The sequence below is a fragment of the Collinsella sp. AF04-24 genome, assembly GCF_003465685.1.
Lineage (GTDB): Bacteria > Actinomycetota > Coriobacteriia > Coriobacteriales > Coriobacteriaceae > Collinsella > Collinsella aerofaciens_AP.
The window spans coordinates 39,254-58,324 of the sequence record NZ_QSBK01000008.1; the positions used below are offsets into that span (position 1 = coordinate 39,254).

The 19,071-nt window shown below is 58.5% G+C and carries 16 protein-coding genes; 5 read left to right on the forward strand and 11 right to left on the reverse strand.

Features of this window, described 5'->3' with window-relative positions; translation table 11 throughout:
- The first annotated feature begins 9 nt into the window (after positions 1-9).
- Genes dapA through dapD form a run of 3 tightly spaced genes read left to right on the forward strand, consistent with a single transcriptional unit; the run spans position 10 to position 3,811 of the window.
- Complete coding sequence (gene dapA, locus DWV32_RS10390; protein WP_117757344.1) at positions 10-2,319, forward strand: 4-hydroxy-tetrahydrodipicolinate synthase; 2,310 nt, start codon at positions 10-12, stop codon at positions 2,317-2,319.
- Positions 2,312-3,052 carry a 4-hydroxy-tetrahydrodipicolinate reductase gene (gene dapB, locus DWV32_RS04400; RefSeq protein ID WP_187361816.1) on the forward strand — a complete coding sequence of 247 codons (741 nt, stop codon included), beginning with the start codon at positions 2,312-2,314 and terminating at the stop codon, positions 3,050-3,052. The genes dapA and dapB overlap by 8 nt, the downstream gene beginning before the upstream one ends.
- 39 nt (positions 3,053-3,091) lie before the next feature.
- Entirely contained in the window at positions 3,092-3,811 is a 720-nt protein-coding gene (dapD, locus tag DWV32_RS04405; RefSeq protein ID WP_117757345.1) for a 2,3,4,5-tetrahydropyridine-2,6-dicarboxylate N-acetyltransferase, read from the forward strand.
- 78 nt (positions 3,812-3,889) lie between these two features.
- Here dapD and DWV32_RS04410 read toward each other — a convergent pair whose 3' ends face one another.
- The 11 genes from DWV32_RS04410 to DWV32_RS04460 form a co-directional block, all read right to left on the reverse strand.
- Positions 3,890-4,894 carry a nucleoid-associated protein gene (locus tag DWV32_RS04410; protein ID WP_022094136.1) on the reverse strand — a complete coding sequence of 335 codons (1,005 nt, stop codon included), beginning with the start codon at positions 4,892-4,894 and terminating at the stop codon, positions 3,890-3,892.
- Between the two features lie 111 nt (positions 4,895-5,005).
- The gene (locus tag DWV32_RS04415) at positions 5,006-6,166 is read right to left on the reverse strand and encodes an Mbeg1-like protein (protein ID WP_117757346.1); all 1,161 of its coding nucleotides are present in this window, start codon (positions 6,164-6,166) and stop codon (positions 5,006-5,008) included.
- Between the two features lie 127 nt (positions 6,167-6,293).
- Entirely contained in the window at positions 6,294-7,244 is a 951-nt protein-coding gene (locus tag DWV32_RS04420; protein WP_117757347.1) for an L-lactate dehydrogenase, read from the reverse strand.
- A 202-nt stretch (positions 7,245-7,446) separates the two neighbouring features.
- Positions 7,447-8,610 (reverse strand): pyridoxal phosphate-dependent aminotransferase, encoded by a 1,164-nt coding sequence (locus DWV32_RS04425; protein WP_117757348.1) that lies wholly within the window; start codon positions 8,608-8,610, stop codon positions 7,447-7,449.
- Between the two features lie 118 nt (positions 8,611-8,728).
- Positions 8,729-10,717: an NAD(+) synthase gene (locus DWV32_RS04430; RefSeq protein ID WP_117757349.1), complete on the reverse strand. Its 1,989-nt coding sequence runs from the start codon at positions 10,715-10,717 to the stop codon at positions 8,729-8,731.
- Positions 10,718-10,851: 134 nt separating this feature from the next.
- Complete coding sequence (locus tag DWV32_RS04435) at positions 10,852-11,130, reverse strand: DUF4160 domain-containing protein (RefSeq protein ID WP_117757350.1); 279 nt, start codon at positions 11,128-11,130, stop codon at positions 10,852-10,854.
- Positions 11,123-11,392, reverse strand: a complete 270-nt coding sequence (locus tag DWV32_RS04440) for a hypothetical protein (protein ID WP_117635421.1) — start codon at positions 11,390-11,392, stop codon at positions 11,123-11,125. Before DWV32_RS04440 ends, DWV32_RS04435 begins: the two co-directional genes overlap by 8 nt.
- Before the next feature lie 183 nt (positions 11,393-11,575).
- Positions 11,576-12,484 (reverse strand): AEC family transporter, encoded by a 909-nt coding sequence (locus tag DWV32_RS04445; RefSeq protein ID WP_158566060.1) that lies wholly within the window; start codon positions 12,482-12,484, stop codon positions 11,576-11,578.
- A 58-nt stretch (positions 12,485-12,542) separates the two neighbouring features.
- Positions 12,543-13,754 carry a hypothetical protein gene (locus DWV32_RS04450; RefSeq protein ID WP_117757352.1) on the reverse strand — a complete coding sequence of 404 codons (1,212 nt, stop codon included), beginning with the start codon at positions 13,752-13,754 and terminating at the stop codon, positions 12,543-12,545.
- A gap of 118 nt (positions 13,755-13,872) precedes the next feature.
- The gene (locus DWV32_RS04455) at positions 13,873-15,297 is read right to left on the reverse strand and encodes a PTS transporter subunit EIIC (protein ID WP_117757353.1); all 1,425 of its coding nucleotides are present in this window, start codon (positions 15,295-15,297) and stop codon (positions 13,873-13,875) included.
- A 267-nt stretch (positions 15,298-15,564) separates the two neighbouring features.
- Complete coding sequence (locus tag DWV32_RS04460) at positions 15,565-16,401, reverse strand: PRD domain-containing protein (RefSeq protein WP_117757354.1); 837 nt, start codon at positions 16,399-16,401, stop codon at positions 15,565-15,567.
- A 248-nt stretch (positions 16,402-16,649) separates the two neighbouring features.
- On the opposite strand from DWV32_RS04460, the gene DWV32_RS04465 reads away from it, so the two are divergent.
- Together DWV32_RS04465 and DWV32_RS04470 are read left to right on the forward strand one after the other, a co-directional pair.
- Positions 16,650-17,612 (forward strand): hypothetical protein, encoded by a 963-nt coding sequence (locus DWV32_RS04465; RefSeq protein ID WP_117757355.1) that lies wholly within the window; start codon positions 16,650-16,652, stop codon positions 17,610-17,612.
- Between the two features lie 140 nt (positions 17,613-17,752).
- Positions 17,753-19,060 (forward strand): hypothetical protein, encoded by a 1,308-nt coding sequence (locus DWV32_RS04470; RefSeq protein WP_117757356.1) that lies wholly within the window; start codon positions 17,753-17,755, stop codon positions 19,058-19,060.
- Positions 19,061-19,071: the final 11 nt, after the last annotated feature.

The following is a 19,071-nucleotide window of genomic DNA, read 5'->3' on the forward strand; positions in this document are numbered from 1 at the left end:
TTACGGGACATGTCACTGACTCCCAACGAGGCATATGCGGCAAAGCAGCCGTTTGTGGACAAGGAGACGCTCGAGCATATCGTCGAGCAATTCTCCACGCCGTTTCATCTATATGACGAGGCGGGCATCCGCCGCAACATGCAAGAAGTGCGCGACGCCTTTGCCTGGAACCCGGGCTTTAAGGAATACTTTGCCGTCAAGGCCAACCCCAACCCAGCGCTCATCTCCATTCTCAACGAATACGGCTGCGGCTGCGATTGCTCGAGCTATACCGAGCTCATGATCGCCCGCTCGCTGGGCATCACGGGGCACGACATCATGTTCTCGTCCAACGACACGCCCGCGGCGGACTTTGAACTCGCCGACAAGCTGGGCGCTATCGTCAACTTCGACGACGTCAGCCACATTGAATTCTTTGAGCGCGTTGCGGGGCCCATTCCCAAGACGGTCAGTTGCCGCTTTAATCCGGGCGGCCTGTTCCAGCTCTCCAACGGCATCATGGACAACCCGGGCGACTCCAAATATGGCATGACCACCGAGCAGCTCTTCGAGGCCTTCCGCATGCTCAAGGCCAAGGGCGCTGAGGACTTTGGCATCCACGCATTCCTTGCCAGCAACACCGTCACCAACGACTACTATCCCAAACTCGCGCGCATTCTCTTTGAGCTTGCCGTGCGCCTGGAGCGCGAGACCGGTGCACACGTCGCCTTCATCAACTTATCCGGCGGCGTCGGCATCCCCTACCTGCCCGAGCAGCAGGCTAACGACATCCATGCCATCGGCGAGGGAGTGCACACGGCATACGACGAGATCCTGGTTCCCGCCGACATGGGCGATGTGGCCATCTGCACCGAGATGGGCCGCTTTATGATGGGCCCCTACGGCTGCCTGGTCACCAAGGCCATCCACGAGAAGCAAATCTACAAGGACTATATCGGTGTCGACGCAAGCGCCGTCGATCTGATCCGCCCTGCCATGTATGGCGCCTACCACCACATTACGGTGATGGGCCAGCCTGGCGGCGCCGACAAGACTGCGGCACCCGTCACGGACACCTACGACATCACGGGCAATCTGTGCGAGAACAACGATAAGTTCGCCATCGACCGCGAGCTGCCGCAGATCGACATGGGCGACCTGCTTGTGATCCACGATACCGGCGCGCATGGCTACTCCATGGGCTACAACTACAACGGACGCCTGCGCTCCGCCGAGGTGCTGCTGCGCCCCGACGGCTCGGCCGACCTCATCCGCCGCGCCGAGCGCCCGGGCGATTACTTTGCCACGCTCGACGTGCTGCCGTACGGCCGAGAGTTACTGGCCAAGTCGCGCGCCGATGCCGCCCGCCGTCGCGCCCAGGACGAGCGCCTGGCCGTCGCTGCCCAATGGAACAAACGCATCCAGATCGCGGAAGCGAAGGAGAAGAACATGGATATCCGCAACCTCGAGGGTTCGATCGTCGCCCTTGTCACGCCGTTTAAAAAGGACGGCAGCGTCGACTTTGATGCACTCGAGCGCCTTATCGATTTCCACCTGCAAAATGGCACTGACGCCATCCTCACCCTGGGCACCACCGGAGAGAGTGCCACGATGACCGACGACGAGGACAACTCCGTTGTCGCCGCAGTGGTCAAGCAGGTTGCGGGCCGCGTCCCCGTCATCGCCGGCTCGGGCTCCAACTCCACGCAGACCATGCTCACCAAGTCGCTCACCTACCAGGGCCTGGGTGCCGATGGTCTGCTGCTCATTACCCCCTACTACAACAAGTCTAACGAAGAGGGCATCTACCAGCACTTTAAGACCGTGGCCGACGCCGTGGACATCCCCTGCATTCTGTACAACATCCCCGGCCGCTGTGGCTGCGGTATCAGCGAGCACAACGTAGAGCGCTTGGCCGCGCACCCCAACATCATGGGCATCAAGGAGGCCTCGGGCAACGTCGCCTACGCGGCCAAGATCGCCCATCTGCTGTCCGATGACTTCCGCATGTACTCGGGCGAGGATGCACTCACCGTGCCGCTCATGAGCCTAGGCGCTTCGGGTACCATCAGCGTGTGGGCCGACGTACAGCCGCAGCTCGTGCACGACATGTGCCGCGCTTATCTGGACGGCGACGTAGCGCGCGCCCGCGATATCCAGATTGCCGGCCAGCCGCTCATCAACGCCCTCTTTAGCGAGGTCAACCCCATCCCCGTCAAGGAAGCACTCGCCCAGATGGGTATGATCGAAGCCAACTACCGCATGCCGCTGTGCCCCATGGCCAACGACACTCGTTCCGCACTTACCGATGCTCTGAAGGGAGCTGGTCTGCTTGATTAAGACCGTCATTATGGGAACGGGCCGCATGGGCTCGCTCATCCGCACTACCGCCGAAGGCATTGCCGACGCCTCCGGGCAGCCCGTTTTTGATATCGTGGCCCAGATCGGTTTTGACCTGTCCGAGCTCGAGAGCGCCCCGGCAGCCGACGTCATCATCGACTTCTCGAACGTCGTGACCTTCGATGCCGTCGTCGCCTATGTCGAGCGCACGGGCGCGGCGTTGGTCTCGGGCACCACAGGCTACACCCCCGAGCAGATGGATCGCTTGCGCGAGCTGGGACAGAACGCCCGTGTCATGCACTCGGGCAATTACTCCATCGGCATCGCTGCCCTGCGTCATCTAGTGGCCCAGGCCACGCGTGAGCTGCCCGGCTTTGACTGCGAGATTGTCGAGACGCACCACAACCAAAAGGTCGACGCCCCCAGCGGCACCGCCAAGCTGCTGCTCGACGCCGTAGTCGAGGCCGAGCCCGAGGCAGGATACCACCCCGTCTACGGACGCGAGGGCATGTGCGGCGCGCGCGACCCCAAGGAAATCGGTATGCACTCGCTGCGCGGCGGCACCGTCGCCGGCGTGCACGAGGTGAGCTTCTTTGGCCAGGACGAGGAGGTCACGCTTAGCCATCGCGCCACGAGCCGCCAGATCTTCGTCAACGGCGCCCTAGCCGCCGCCCAGAAGCTCGTCGTCCACGACCCTGGCTTCTACACCTTCGACCAGGTCATGTTTGCCTAACCAAATATCAACCGTATCCACGCAAAGGAGAGACAGCATATGAGCAACGCAGCCGAGATGGATGCCCAGGAGATTATCAACTACATCGCCACCGCGCCCAAAAAGACGCCTGTCAAGCTGTACGTGCGCGAGAAGCCCGGCATGAAGGTTGCCTGGGGCGACGCGCATGTCTACGGCGGTCGTCGCGGCAAGACCGTCTTTGGCGACTGGGATGAGCTCAAGGCAATCCTCGACGCCAACGCCGACTCCATCGACTACTACGACGTAGAGAACGACTGCCGCAACTCCGCCGTGCCCATGCTCGACCTTAAGGGCATCAACGCCCGCATCGAGCCGGGCGCGATCATCCGTGACCGCGTCGAGATCGGCGACCGCGCCGTCATCATGATGGGTGCCATCATCAACATCGGCTCCGTCATTGGCGAAGGCTCCATGATCGACATGGGCGCCGTGCTGGGCGGCCGCGCCACCGTGGGTAAGAACTGCCACATCGGCGCCGGTACCGTGCTGGCAGGCGTCGTGGAGCCCGCTAGCGCCACCCCTGTCATTATCGAGGACGATGTCATGATCGGTGCCAACGCCGTAGTCCTGGAGGGCGTACACGTGGGCAAGGGCGCTGTTGTCGCCGCCGGCGCTGTGTGCGTCGAGGACGTCCCTGCCGGCGCCGTCGTGGCCGGTGTCCCCGCCCGCGTCATCAAGATGCGCGACGCCCAGACCGACAGCAAGACCGGTCTCGAGGAAGGACTACGTCAACTTTAATAGTTACGCGGTTATGACGAAAAGGCCGAAGTCCCAAAGGGCTTCGGCCTTTTCGTTACGGTCAATCCGCTCGATCCCTTATCGATTCTCGATGCTGCCGATGTTCTTGAGCTCGATGGAGATGAGGCCGTTGGGTTCGTTGACGAACTCGATGTACTCGGAGTTCGAGCCCATCTCGGCCGGGAAGCTGATCTCGATGCCCGTGTCGGTACGGATCTTGTGATTACGCACGGCCGCACGCTCAACTTGCTTGCGCTCCACGGGAACGCGCTCAGGCACCTTCTCCTCGGTCAGCGCCGCACGCACGCTCTCCTTGATGACCGGCTCGTCCTCAAAGACCTCATCGACAATATCCCAAGGGGGCAGCTCCTCGTCATCCTCAACCTTCTCGGCAACGGCAGCCTTAACCTTGGCGAGCGCTACGGCCGTATTGGCACCGTGCTCCTCGGCGACCTCCTCGACCACACGCGTCACGGTGTCGATGACCTCCTTGCCCGATACGCCCGTGTCGCACTGAAGCAGGCCATCGGGGATAAGCATACGGTCCTCGCCGGCAATCTTGCGCTTCTTGTCCACATAGCCGATCTCCATGGTGCTCGCGCGCACGATGGCATAGCTCGGCACCTTTTGCGAGGGGTTCGGCAGAATGGCGTAATGGCGCGCGATATCGTTGCGCACCTCCCCCTCCTCGCGGCCCACTTCGTGCATAAAAGCCTGCTTGGAGCCCAGCAGCATCACGGCAAACCAGCGGGCATCCTCATCATCGTCAAAGTCCGCCACAAGCACGTCAGTGGACTCGGCTTTCTCGGCCTTAGTAAGTTCGGAAGAGATGAACTCCGCAATCTGCTGAGACAGGTCCACGAACTCACGCTCACCAAAGAAATAGCCCTTGAGCTCGCCGCCGAATGCGGAGTTCTCGGCAAACGTGGCACGCTTGTTATCAGCCGAGGTACGAGCGCGCCGCAGGTGCGTGGTCACGAAGTTGCGCACGGTACGGCTCTCGATATCGAGCTCGCGCTGGCTCATGACGTTGACGGCAGAGTCAAAGTCCAGGATATGCAGAATCGCGTGATTGATTTTCATATACGGCATTCCGTTCTAGATCGATTTCGGCACGAACAAGTATAGCGGTCGAGCCCTCCCCGAGCGCATCGAAGATTGGTGCATCGGGGACAGGTTGCTTTGCACCAATGGCTAGCGCAGGAGCTCGGACTGCCAAGCCTCGAGCTGTTCTGCCAGACTCTTACCGGCAGCGGACATGTCGATCTGGGGTCGTTTGGGCAGCAGTGCGCATTTAAGGATTGCCACTATGGTCTGCGAGACAAAGCGGCGTGTATCCTTGTCAAAGCCTTGCGCAGTCTGGAGCATCACGGGCAGGCACTCGCGCAGATCCCCAGCGATATCCGCAAACCGCTCAGCACCCGTAGCCTCAAACACGGAGAACAACGCATCTACAAAACGCTCGCGCTCGCTAGGCGACACTGCAAGCAGCATCTCGCGAATGGAACCATCAACGTATCGAGCACCGGCGGACAGGCGCTCACAGTACACGAAGTCGTGACCATCAACCACCCAGCTAAAGGGATTGTGCTGCAGCAGGCTGAACTCGGTGCTCTCAACGATGGCATAGTCCTCCTGTGTCTCGAACATCATGCCAAAGATCGACGACCGAGGTAGCGTCTTGTCGATTCGGCCGGAAAGACCGGCAAAGGCACTGCCGCTCAGAAACTCCTCGACGAAGCCCGGACCATCATGGGAATACGCCCGTTCGATTCGCTCACGGGCAACATCGGAGCACATCGCCGCACCGTACACCGCAAGGTTTCCACCCTTGGAATGACCTCCGCACAAAAGCGGCCCGTCAATCGCATCCGCCGCCTCGTCCACATAACATGCCGCGGATTCCTGGGCCGGCACAGGACACCGGAACGCCATGTTAAAGTCCTCTTTCCAGCCCACAATCGTACTGTCGGTCCCCCGGAAGGAAAGATAGCTAAACCCCGCCGGAAATCGGAACGTCATAGCCGCAAACTGCTCCGTCGCCACCACATCGCTCACGGCACGATAGCCGCAAACGTGCACGCCACGGTAGCGAGGGCTTGCTGTCGCGGCCTCCAACAAGGCTCTGCTCCCCTCTGGGTCCCACAAGTCGTCAATCATGTCCCGGTAGCACTCGGCACGCAGCAGCTCACGCACGTCTAGGCCCTGCCAGTTCGTCAGCTCCGCCATATCACCCGGCAAACGCAAATAGGACAACCACGCAAAGACCAAGCTATCCACCGCGCAGAACGGCCGCTCCTCAAACGGATCAAACGCCGTCTGGGCATAGGTCAAAAAATTAGGCGAATCCGACATGGCCCTCCCATCAACTATGGTGCATTGGGATGGTGCAAAGTTACCTGACCCCCTTGCACCAAAAAGGCGCCCGGGCCGTGTGGACCCGGACGCCTTCATTGTAGCTTTTCGCTCTGGCGAGCTCGATTTAGCAGGAGAAGTCGACGCTGTCGATGATGTCCTTGAGGGCCTTGGCGGAGGCGGTAAGCTCATGCTGCTCGTCATCGTTCAGCGGCACGGGAACGCGGCAGACAACGCCGTCGCGGCCAACGACGGTCGGCATGGAGATGGCAAGATCGGACAGGCCATACTCGCCCACCATGAGCGAGGAGACGGGCAGAACGGTCTGCTCATCGCGCATGACAGCGGTGCAGATGCGCTTGACGGCCATGGCGACACCGTAGTAGGTGGCGTGCTTCTTCTCAATGATGGTGTAAGCGGAGTTCTTGACGTCCTCGGCGATGCGCTTCTCGGCAGTCTCATGCTCCAGATGGCCGTGAAGCTCGCAGAAGGTGTTCAGCGGCACGCCGGCAACCTGAGCGCTGGACCAAGCGACAAACTCGGAATCGCCGTGCTCGCCCATGACGTAGGCCTGGACATCGCGCGGGTCAACCTCGACGTGGGCGCCGAGCATCTGCTGCAGACGGCCGGTGTCGAGTACAGTGCCCGAACCGATGACATGGCCCTCAGGAAGGCCGGACATCTTGATGGCGGCGTAGGTCAGAACGTCGACCGGGTTGGAGACGATGAGCAGAATGCCGTCGAAGCCAGACTTCTTAATCTCGGGAATAATGGACTTAAAGATGCTGACGTTCTTGTTGACCAGGTCCAGGCGGGTCTCACCGGGCTTCTGGGCAGCGCCAGCGGTGACGACGATCATGGCAGCGTCGGCGACATCGGAATAATCGCCGGCGTAGATCTTCATCGGCTCGGCAAACGTCATGCCGTGCGCGATATCCAGGGCCTCACCCTCGGCGCGGTTCTTGTCCACGTCGATGAGGACCATCTCGGAGAACAGACCACTCTGCATCAACGCAAACGCCGAAGACGAGCCGACGAAACCGCAGCCGACAATAGCGACCTTCTTCTCATTAACCATTAGAAACTCCCATCTCGCTCCACAAACAAACCGCCCGGGAACGACCCCGAGCGGCTTGTCGTAATCCCAATATATCCAATCGGGACTTTGATTATGCTCCTATTCGCAGCCAAATATCGACCGTTTACCGAAATTATTTGCAGGATTCGTAAAATAACTGCACGAAATCGGTTTCGAGCTATTGACGCGCCTAAATGGATTTCTAATACAGACCCGCCTCGCGAATAGCCTCGACGGCCAGAGCGATCTGATCGGGCGGCAGGACCAGCGCCATGCGCACGTGCCCCTCGCCCGAAGGACCAAAGCTCGCACCCGGCGTCACCACAACGCCGGCCTTCTCCATGAGCTCCTCGCAAAACGCCATGGAATCGGTGCGACCACCAGGAAGCTTGGCCCACACAAACATGGAGCCATGCGCGTTGGGACGCTCCCAGCCCAAGCCCTCAAGACCGTCGCACAGGGCATCGCGGCGCACCTGGTACTTCAGACGCTGCGCCTCGACCTCATCGCGCGGACCGTTGAGGCACGCGATGGCAGCCTTCTGGATCGGGAAGAACATACCGAAGTCGATCTGGCCGCGCAGCTTGGCAAAAGCCGAGACCACATCCTCGCGACCGACCAAAAAGCCGATGCGCGCGCCGGTGACGTTAAACGACTTGGAGAGCGAGAAGAACTCAACGCCCACCTCGAGCGCGCCAGGGTACTGCAAGAAGCTTCCACCCGGATCGCCGTCGAACACGATGTCGGAGTACGCGTTGTCATGGACGATGAGCAGGTTGTGCTCGCGGGCGAAAGCGATGATCTCCTCGTAGACCTCGGGCGTGCCCACCGAGCCCACCGGGTTGGCGGGCAGCGACACAATCATGTACTTGGCACGATCGGCCACCTCGGGATCGATGCCCGCCACATAGGGCAGGTAATTGTGCTCGGCAACCAGCGGATAGTACTCGAGCTTGGCATCGGCGATCTTGGCACCCGCCTCAAAGACCGGGTAGCACGGATCGGGAACCAGAATGGTGTCACCCGGATCGAGCAGGGCCAGGCCCAAATGGCCCACGCCCTCCTGCGTGCCGTTGCACGACTGCACCATGGACGGCGTAATGCCCGAAACGCCAAAGCGACGCTCATAGTAATCGCACACGGCTTGCTTGAGTTCGGGCAGGTCGCGCAGGGCATACTTCCACATCTCGGGATCTTGGGCTGCTTGCGTGAGCGCCTCGACCACGTGGTCGTACGGCTTAAAGTCGGGCGTACCCACGCTCATGTTGTAAATGGTCTTGCCCTGGGCCTTCAGCGCGAGGAGCTTGTTGTTGAGCGAGGCGAAAACCTCCACGCCAAAGCGGTCGAGACGCTGCGATGTCTGCATGGTGCCACCTTTCGATATAAAAAACGCGGCGCTCCGACAAGAGCGCCGCGCGATACGGGCCATCAGATTGCAAAAGTGTAACGCTTACAAACCCCGCATTGGTTCAATTTAGCCAACCTTAGTCAATTGCATTGAGCGCGTCGATCTGCGCAAGCCACAGACGCGAGCTGGCGTCACTCGGCATACGCCAATCGCCGCGCGGGCTGAGCGTCACCGAGCCCACCTTGGGACCATCGGGCAAGCAGCTGCGCTTAAACTGCTGGGCAAAGAAGCGACGATAGAACGTACTCAACCACGCGTGGACGGTCTTGGCGTCGTAGACGCTCTCGAAGCTCTTGAGCGCCATGCGGTAGATCTTGCCCGGCTCAAAGCCAAAACGCAGCAGGTAGTAGAGGAAGTAATCGTGCAGCTCGTACGGGCCCACCAAATCCTCGGTCTTCTGCGCAATCTCGCCATCGCCCGTGGGCGGCAAAAGCTCGGGGGACACCGGCGTATCGAGGATATCGAGCAGCACCTCGGCAATGCGCCCGCCAAAGACATCGGCCGCATAGCGCACCAGATGGCGCACGAGCGTCTTGGGGACACTCGCGTTGACGGCGTACATGCTCATATGGTCGCCGTTATAGGTGGCCCAGCCGAGCGCAAGCTCCGACAGGTCTCCGGTGCCGATGACAAAGCCGCCAGCCTGGTTGGCCAGGTCCATCAGAATCTGCGTACGCTCGCGGGCCTGGCTGTTCTCGTAGGTCACGTCCTGCACGGCCGAATCGTGCTCGATGTCCTTGAAGTGCTGCTCCACGGCCGCGTGGATCGAAACCTCGCGAAAGCTCACACCCAAGCCGCGGGCGAGCGACTCGGCATTGGACTTGGTGCGGTGCGTCGTGCCAAAGCCGGGCATGGAGACCGCCGTGATACCCGTGCGCGGCAGCCCCAGTGCATCGAAAGCACGCACAGTCACAAGCAGCGCCAGCGTGGAGTCCAAGCCACCCGAAAGACCGATAACAGCCGCCTTGGTGCCCGTGTGGGCAAGGCGTGTCTTGAGACCCGCAGTCTGCAGGTCGAGAATGGTCTCGCAGCGCTCGGCCAGGTCACCATGGTCGGCCGGCACAAAGGGCGCGCGCGGGAAAACGCGGTCGATATCGCAGGCATCGCGCAGGACAGGTTCTTCGGCCAACACGCCCTCAAACGAAAACTCAACGGTCGTGGCCTCCGGCGCATCGTCGGCGCGCGTCCACGTCGTCGAGCGGCGGCGCTCGGCAACCAGACGGTCAAGGTCAACGTCGGCGATGGCCATATCGCAGGTAAGCAGTTTGGTCGCGGCAAGCTTGGAGCCGTTTTCGTAGATAAGGTTCTCGCCCGCAAAGACCATGTCGGTCGTGGACTCGCCCTCGCTCGCGTCCGCGTAGGCATAGGCGCAGTACAGGCGCGCGCTCTGATTGGAGATGAGGCTGCGGCGGTAATCTGCCTTGCCGATAATCTCGTCCGAGGCCGACGGGTTGAGGATCACCGTGGCACCGGCAAGCGCCATCTCGGTCGAAGGGGGCGCCGGCACCCACAGGTCCTCACAGACCTCAACGCCCAGCACCATATCCTCGGCGCCCTCATCACAGCAACGGTAGACAAGCCCCGAACCCAGCGGGACCGGACCCTGACCGGCAAATTCAACCCACACGGGATCCGCAGGCGCCGGAGCAAACCAGCGGCGCTCATAGAACTCGCCATAGTTGGGCAAATACTTCTTGGCGCTAAGACCCAAAAGCTCGCCCGCGCAGCACACGGCGGCGCAGTTGTAGATGTTTTCTGTCACCGCAACGGGCAAACCAACGGTAAAGACGATCGGCAACTCACGGGTTTCATCGAGGATGTGCACAAGTGCCGCCTCGCAGGCATGCAGTAATGTGCGGTTATGGAACAGATCGGCCGCGGTATAGCCGCACAAGTTGAGCTCGGGCAGCACCAGAGCACGAACACCGTGCTCGGCAGCCTCGCGAACAGCCGCCAACGCAACCTCTGCATTGCCCTCGACATCGGCAACGCGAATCTTGGGCGAGGCCGCCGCCACACGCAAAAAGCCGTCGTTCTTAACTTGACCGTTTAGAAAATCGTTCATGCGAGCTCCAACACATCCGTTTAGCCGCAACGAGCAGCGGCAAGAAAGTCCGCCTCCATTGTACTGTCAAGTTCAATCAGCACAGATGGGACAAGCTCATGATTAAAATTGGAAAAGAGAAGCCGGGATGACGTTTAGCAGTAGAACGAGATCTCGTCCACAAGGAAAAATGCCTTCCATTTAGAGCAAATCAATTCATGCTGAGCGGCGATGATTTCACAGAGGTCATCAAGCGTGCTCCGGGGGATCTTCGCTTTGTTATTAGCGACAATGCAGCCACCTCTTCGAGTCAGCCAGATTTTGGCCGAGTTATCTGAAGGCGTCCCCTTGCAAACATGGACATGGATTGGCTCGCCCGCTTCATTGGACCAAAAGAAGACCCGATAGCCGCCAATAAGAAAAAGGCTAGGCAACTTTAGCTCCTCCGTTTGCGGCGTAGCGATACAGCAGATGGGCGTTATTGCTCAGAAAAGTCTCAAAACCTCGCTTCTCCTCGTCGGTAAAACGCCCCTCCCACATGGTCCAATTGTAAGAAGGCAGCTCGCAACGAGCGGAGTCGAAACCCTCTGCCGTCGGTCGTTCAAAATGCACGATGACCTTTTCGATATCGCCATCTGTGATCAGGTCAGAATGAATGACCTCGGTACCATCTTCGAATGTCATATACGGGTACATCACGTAAACCACCTCGCAATCATTAATTCAGTTTAGCATCAAGCTAGTGCGCCAATGATAGCAAGCCCCCTTGATGAGTTGATAGCATCTGTTGCCAGCACGATCGACGGCGGTCCGGATTGTTGGGCCCCGGCCATAATCGACCGCCACGAAGCGTTCATCCGCAGGTGCGTGGCATAGCGCCTAGAGCACTAGCTGAGACAAGGACACTATCGCTGGCATAGTGAACATAGACAGAAGGGTGGTAACACAGACTGTTCCACATGCATATCGATAGTCCTTATTATGCTGCTGGGCAAAGATAGCTACATTCGCGCCGGTGGGGGTCGCAGCCGCAATCAGCAGCGCCATCTTAATTGACCTATCACATGGAAAGAGACATAGGAACAGGAGCGAAAGAATCGGAATGACAAGCAGCCTGACCGATGAGACGGCAAACAAGCTTTTCGCCCTCAGGAGCGCCATCAAATCAGACTGAGCAAGATAGATACCGAGAGTCATCATTGCTAGCGGAGTGTTGAGCCCCGAGATATACGAAAGCACTGACTGTGCCAGAGGGACCGTTGGGACACGAAGGGTAAAAATCAAGAAACCGCCCAATAAAGCCATGACCATTGGACTTGTCAGGATCGCTTTAGGACTCATACATTTTTTAGACCCCGACAGCAGATACTGCCCGTATGTCCATTGCATGGCATTGAGAAGAGCGATCATGCACGTGATGAAAAACACGGCATCTTTTCCAAGCGCCGCTTCAACAAGGGGTATTCCCACAAATCCAGCATTCGAGAATGCCGCAGCAAAAATGTCGATGGGACGGCCCCTGAACAACAGGCGGGCAACAACGCAAGCGAGCAACAACATCGCCGCCGACAGCATTAAGGTCATTCCCAACTCATACATCCTCTGAAACGAATACTCGATCCAAAATGATTTGAGAATGATTGCGGGAATCACAAGGTTGATGAGCAACTTTCCGAATTCTATTGCAGCCTGCTCGCTCAATATGCCCAAGCGGTTTAGAGCGTAGCCCATTCCCATGAGCAAAAACATGATAAGGACTTGTTGGATGAGAGGTTCAATGATTGACACAATACATGCTCCGTATAATCCTGACCGGTTCATCTACCACGATGGTCTATAGCGCCTGCTATAGTGCGGCACCGACCGCCTGAATGATTCGCGCAACGAACGCATCGGCAACCCCGCGCGGCGTTCGCGAGTTGTAGGTTTCAAAATACTTGCCGTAGTCTTCCTGAGGCACAAGGTAGTTGCAGTACGTGTTCGCATAGCCGATAACAAAGACGTTGTATTGGCTAAACGCCCTCTTAAAATCCAAGCCTAATGTGCTACACGTATCGCATGGCATCGTGATAAAAATGCAGTTACCAATTACCGCAAACTGGCTCGGAAGCTCAAGCTCGATTTTCCCCATCGAGAGCTTAAGTTGTTGCCGCTTAAGGAGAAAGTCTCGCATCGGGCTCGCATCCATAGCCTCTACCCGATTGGTCATCTCGATCCAATCCGGATCTGTTTTTGCATCGTAGACACTCTTCATGCTGATAGAGCCCCAACGCGGAGTATCAACTCTGAGTGCCGCGCGCTCACGCTTGGATTCAATTTGAGCGCAAAGTTCGTTAGCCGTGCGCTCGAGTTCGGCAATTCCCTCCCCTTGCCGATAGAAACGCGTCGACACATCCCCGCACGTTCCGTTGACGCAAAGTACAGGACAGCCATATTTCCTCTCCAAACGCTGCCTGACATGCCCAATCAAATCAGCAGAGAGGACGGCGCTTTTCCCATTAAGGATGGTAGGATGAGCGGACATGAACAGCATTTTTCCAATTGGGCGACCGCCTTGAGCGTCCTCAAACGAGAAAATACTTACCTGTTTATCGGCCGGACCGCCCTGAACATTTCGATTCCCGTACAGTCCCTCGATGCCTAACATCTCCATCGATACGGTCGCCTTCGACCTGGACGCCCATGCAGATACCGCCGCCTCGGTAGCCAAGCCAGTCAAATCACTCGTCAATTCGGTTTCAGGTAACGTGTCCTCGTAGGCAAGCTTAAAATAGCATGGTGCAGAATGGGTATGAATGCATGCGACGACGATATTGCTCGAATCGATGCCCGTTTTTGACGATACGGCGTTCTTGACCGAAAGGGAAAATTCTTTCGACACCATTATTGAATCGAGCTCGATAAGAATAAACGGGACAAGATCAACACAGACAGCGCTAGCGTTGACCTCAATAGGATCAAGAACATCCGTCCAGGCACCTTTTCTGTTGTAGCCGCCCATGCGGCAAGGAGACTGGGGTGTTACGTCAATCTTCGAGATTCCAAACTCTATGTTCATTCCAACTCCAACTCTTCGCGGCACACGCCGCCCAAACATCGGAAATAGAAATACAACAAGAGAAGGGCGTCATGGACGCCCTTCCAATGCGTCCTGCCACACGCAGGCCGTAGAAAACTTAACGCTCGGAAACGGGGCCATTCTCGAGCTCATCCGCCGTAAAGCCCAGGAAATACGTGCCCAAGGCGCTCACAAGGAAGCCTGCACCAGCAGCGATTCCAAAGTTGATGAGATTCTGGGGCCCGCCGCCCGCAAACGCGAGGAACTCCAAGAAGTTAGATGCCGCGCCGGCAGTATAAACCGTGGCTCCGAGAGCGATTGCAAGCGCACCGGCAACAAAGGATCCGATAATCTTCCAGACAAACACGCGGCGATAGCGCAGCATCATGCCGTAGATGAAAGGCTCGCCGACGCCTCCGACAATGTTTGCAACCAAATAGCCGAATGCCATGCTCTTCTCGTCTTTATCGCGCAGCTTGAGCCAGGTCGCCACCTCGCAGCCGAAGGTCGCCCAAAGGCTAACGCCCGTCGCAACCAAAACAAAGCTGTCGGTTCCCACAGTCATATAGTTAGCGATGGCAATCATCGCAACCGCCACATGCATGCCGGTAATAATCATTGGGCACCAAAGACCCGCCAGAATACCTCCTCCGAGGATGGCGGCGATACCACCGGAAGTACCAAGGAACTCAAAACCGGCGGCGAGGGCATTACCGGCCCATGAACCAACAGGGGCGAGAGCGCAGAGAGACACAGGAACAGCGACGACCATGGTAAGGAAAGGCGCGAAAACCGTTGAAAGGGTATCTGGCACATATTTGCGGAAGAAGCGCTCGATATAACTCATCGCCCACACGGACAGAAGAATGGGAAGAACCGTCTTTGTGTAGTTTGCGGCGACGCAGGGAATGCCATAAACGGAGAACTGAGCTCCATCGGTCGCAAGCTGAATCATGGTCGGGTCGATAAGAATGCCGCCCATAAAGGCACCGAGGACAGGCGTTACGCCAATGTTCTTAGCCGCATTATAGCCAAGGTAGATGGGGATAAAATAGAACGCTGCGTCATAAACCATGTTCATCAGAACATAAAGGTCGCTTGTGTCGGACAGCACGCCCGCCATCGTAGGTCCCAGCACCACCGCTACGGTCTTGAACAGGCCAGCACACATTAGGACGGGGATCATAGGCACCATGGAGCTTGACAGGTAGTTGAGGATGTTATTGCCAATAACCTTAGGTGTGAGCTTCTGCTTAGGAGCATCAAGGTTCTCGTCGATGGCGTCCTGCTTGGCAAAGCCGCCGATCTTGCAGAGCTCGTCATAAACCTTGGGCACGTTTTGGCCCACGATTACCTGGAACTGCCCTCCGGAGATTTGAGCACCCAACACACCGCCAATCTTCTTCACTTCTTTGATATCGGGGGCATCGATATCTTTGAGGTTAAAACGCAGGCGCGTCATACAGTGCGCAACAAACGTCACGTTCTCCTTGCCACCGACGGCCTCGAGCACGTCCGCTGCGATTTTCTTATTGTCAGTCATAGCTGAACTCCCTTGCTTTTCTGTCTTCCCGTTTGCGCACACGCGAAGAACCGATTACGGCAGGCCTGACACGAGGCAAATCGAGAAAAGCAAGAAGAAGACGAAAACAGAAGAGCCCCAAAGCACAAAGCGGACAGGGAACTGTCTACGTCATGCTTCGAGGCTCTTCTCGAATAACACCTTATGTGACTATGAAACTACATCCAACAGTTGCTTTTACGAAAGTCGAAACCGGCCAACGGTCAAATTTCAGCGGCGAGCGGTCGATTAGGACCTAGATCCCGCGCAGACGCGATTGACGTGGAGCATCAGGTAGACTTTCTCTTCATCGGCGAGCCCGGCGTCAAAGCGCTCTTCGATAAGCGCGGCCATGCGGTCGACGCACACGGCCACGTCGGGATGCTGCTCGCAGAGCGGTCCGTAAAGCGCGCCGTTCTCCGTGTTGAGGGGCTCTCCTGTCTGCACGCGTTCTAACAGGTAGCGCACGTGCGTGGCATAACGGCAAAAGTCAAAGCCGTCGCGGTCCACGCAAACCCCCAGCTCGGATTCGATAATCTTGGTGAAGCTCTCGAGCATCACCTCGTCCTTACGCACCGTATTGGATTTGGCCTTTGAAGACGAGGCGACCACGCTGTTGACGATACAGAGCGCGATACCGCTCGCCTCCCCCCGCGGCATCTTGACGTTGAAGCCGCGGTTGATGCCCTCGATCGCGAACTTGGCGATCTTGTACTCAATGGGGTACATCTGCTGCACATCATAGGAGAGCGGCATCTGCACAAACATATGCTCGCGGCAGCGTTTGATGGCAAAGGCGATATGGTCAGCCATGGTAAAGGGAAGGTTTGCCGAGAGCTCGCGCGAGATGTTGGAGCGAGCGATATCGGCAATCTGGGCGGAGAACTCCATCACCTGAGGATCGATCTCGTCGAGCAGCGCTAGGTAGCGCGAGTCGACACCGTAGAAGGTTCGCTCGATCTTATCGAGTGTGGCCTCATCGGGGCCATTGGGAAACCCGATACCGCGGCCAATTGCCACGAGTTCACGGCCCTTGGCGTTTACGCAGATAACCGTATTGTTGTTGATCCGCTTAAGGATTTTCATGACGCTCCCTACCCGGCGCAAGCAACAGCGCCGCGAGCCCGATTATTCCACGGGATTTCAAATCCGGTCAACCTTCCTTTCGACATCCGAACGATTCGCCCCGTCTTCATTCGATCAGCCTGAGGAGAAGTTTCGCGCTTTGGTGAGTTGATGGTGTTGCGGGCGAATCCATCTCCGGTTCACACCGACTGGGTACCCTTAAGGCTGAACAACCTGTCGCAGCACTAAACGAACCGGGAGGACCCCGTATGACGACTGAATATACCGACGCACCGCGCACGCGAGTCATGACACCGGCATCGCTCAACAACGGCGCACACGAGAACCATTCCATCGGACAGACCATGGCCATCGCGCCCAAAAAGGGCCTGTTCGACGACATTTCTATTCCCCAGATCATCGCCGGCGCCGCAGCTGCCGCCACGAGCGTCGCGCTTGCCTCCAAGATTGGTATCGCTGGTTCAGTAATTGGTGCCGCCGTGAGCTCGGTCATCACCGTTGTGTCCTCGCAGGTCTACCGCCACTTTATCTCTGCCAGCGCCGAAGCCCTCAAAGGTACGCACGCCGCCGTTGACTACCCCGCCGGCGCCTATGAGCCCGTTGAGCTTAATGCCGAGGAGCACCTGGGCGGCGCCGCGACTACGCAGGAGATGCGCCAGGTCGCGGGACGCGCGACCACGACGCGCGTCGCCCCCAACAGCCTACGCGCCAAGGCGGCGGAAGAGCGCAGCCAGACGCAAAAGAAGGTCATCATCTTCTCGATCGCCATCGCCATCGTCGCGGTTATCGCCTGCGCCGGCGCCATCCTTATAACCACTGCCGGTGAGGGTCTGGGCGAGCGTCCCGAGCCGATCCTTTCGTCGCGCACGACCGAGAGCGATGCAGATGGCAACACCCAGTCGCAGGATCAGCAGGCAAAGACGGACGATACGCAAGAGAGTTCTACCTCTGCCAATTCGTCCTCGAACACCCAAAGCCAATCGCAGGGCACCGATTCCTCTACGGCCAACAACAGCACGCCGTCCGGCACGACCGACTCAAGCCAAACGACTGACGGTTCGCAGCCGAGCACGGGCGGCCAGACGAGCGACAGCACTTCGGGAACGGGCACAGCAGACAGCAGCAACACCAACAGCTCGAACAGCTCGAGCGGAACCGCGTCTGGCACGGCATCCGACAACTCGAGCCAAGGCACGGCATCGGGCAACTAAGCACATTTGCCTCTCATAGATAACCGACCTGTATAACGGGCGCGAATCGACAGCGGTTCGCGCCCGTTTGCCTTGGGCGCCGCCATGGCGAAAGCTCTGCGATGGTAAGATGCTTTACCTATGTAAAGAGGAGATTTGCCATGAGCAAGACAATAGTTAGACCCACGCTTGCGCTGGGCAACCACATCTATCTGTATCGCCTGCTGCGCGATGCGATTGGATGCGGCAAGCAAACATTTATGACACAGGTCGAGGAGGCGCTCGCCGCAGACGACATGACTGCTTATGACCTAGGCTTTGAGTCCACGCGCGAGCTGCTCGAGGAGCTTAACGACTGCATTAAGCTGACCGTCTTCAAAGGCGGCCGCCTGTATGCCACCGTCATCGCCAACGAGGCATGGGATGCCGCCCTTGCCAAGGGCGAGGACAAGCGCAAAGCTACCAAGGGCGCCAAGCAGTCCTACAAAAAGAAGAAGCGCGGCAAGAAGGACCTGAAGGCCGTGCGCCCCAAGCACGTTAAGCGTCCCGAGCCCGAAGCCATGGTTGGAGCCGTGCCGGAACCCGAGCCCGAGACAGAGATCGAAGTCGCTATTGGAGTAACAGCAGAGGCCGAAACCGAAATCGCCGCCACGACCGATCCCGAAGTCATATCCGAGCAGGAAGCCACTGCGGAGCTCAACAAGGCCCCCAAGTCGACAACCGAAGAGGCGGCTGGCCAGCCCGAGGCGCCCGTGTTCCAGAACCACGATGTCTTTGGCGACAACACCGAGGACAATCAGTCCGACGAGCTCGCGGATCAAGATGCTGCCGAGGCAGCACCGGAGCCCGAGGCGCCCCAGCCTGCCATCTCGCTCACGGTTGTCTACGACCCCGAGAACGCCAACGCCGGCATCACCACCATGGTATCCACGCCGGTCGAGGCCAAGCCGAACGTCGAGGCAGAGGACACTCCGCAGGCCGATGCCAAAACCGGGACCGAAGACACGTCCATCTCCGTGGAACCGACAGATTCCATAGCTAAGCCAGAAGCGGCATCTGAGTCTGCACTTGTCATTGAGTCCGCATCCGCACCCGCCTGTGACCAGGCTCCCACACCTGCACCGACTCCGGTCCCCAATTCAGCACCGGCCCCCGCTCCCGCAGCACCGACCATCCCCGGGGACTTCCCCATCGATTTCGCGACCGAGGTCTTCTGCCCTAGCCCGCTGCTGCACCAGCTGTCGACTTATCTCCCCTACGGCGCCGACACCCTCGGCATCGTCGGCGAGTACTACTGGATCGCTCGCGAGCGCGGTACCATCGAGGCCGGCCGTAACCGCGCGAGCTTCCCCCTGCGCTACACACAGGCCGGCAAACGCCACGAAGTCACCGTACGCATTCGCCGCAACACCACCGGCGGCCTCGGAGCCACCTGGGCCATCGACAAGGTCGAAGCCCCGGTCGAGTAAAAAGCGGCCTC

Excerpts from the sequence above, each read along its gene's own strand:
- dapA (WP_117757344.1), top strand. The coding sequence starts at position 10 with ATGTCACTGACTCCCAACGAGGCATATGCGGCAAAGCAGCCGTTTGTG.
- dapD (WP_117757345.1), top strand. The coding sequence starts at position 3,092 with ATGAGCAACGCAGCCGAGATGGATGCCCAGGAGATTATCAACTACATC.
- DWV32_RS04410 (WP_022094136.1), bottom strand. The coding sequence starts at position 4,894 with ATGAAAATCAATCACGCGATTCTGCATATCCTGGACTTTGACTCTGCC.
- DWV32_RS04415 (WP_117757346.1), bottom strand. The coding sequence starts at position 6,166 with ATGTCGGATTCGCCTAATTTTTTGACCTATGCCCAGACGGCGTTTGAT.
- DWV32_RS04420 (WP_117757347.1), bottom strand. The coding sequence starts at position 7,244 with ATGGTTAATGAGAAGAAGGTCGCTATTGTCGGCTGCGGTTTCGTCGGC.
- DWV32_RS04425 (WP_117757348.1), bottom strand. The coding sequence starts at position 8,610 with ATGCAGACATCGCAGCGTCTCGACCGCTTTGGCGTGGAGGTTTTCGCC.
- DWV32_RS04430 (WP_117757349.1), bottom strand. The coding sequence starts at position 10,717 with ATGAACGATTTTCTAAACGGTCAAGTTAAGAACGACGGCTTTTTGCGT.
- DWV32_RS04440 (WP_117635421.1), bottom strand. The coding sequence starts at position 11,392 with ATGTACCCGTATATGACATTCGAAGATGGTACCGAGGTCATTCATTCT.
- DWV32_RS04450 (WP_117757352.1), bottom strand. The coding sequence starts at position 13,754 with ATGAACATAGAGTTTGGAATCTCGAAGATTGACGTAACACCCCAGTCT.
- DWV32_RS04455 (WP_117757353.1), bottom strand. The coding sequence starts at position 15,297 with ATGACTGACAATAAGAAAATCGCAGCGGACGTGCTCGAGGCCGTCGGT.
- DWV32_RS04460 (WP_117757354.1), bottom strand. The coding sequence starts at position 16,401 with ATGAAAATCCTTAAGCGGATCAACAACAATACGGTTATCTGCGTAAAC.
- DWV32_RS04465 (WP_117757355.1), top strand. The coding sequence starts at position 16,650 with ATGACGACTGAATATACCGACGCACCGCGCACGCGAGTCATGACACCG.
- DWV32_RS04470 (WP_117757356.1), top strand. The coding sequence starts at position 17,753 with ATGAGCAAGACAATAGTTAGACCCACGCTTGCGCTGGGCAACCACATC.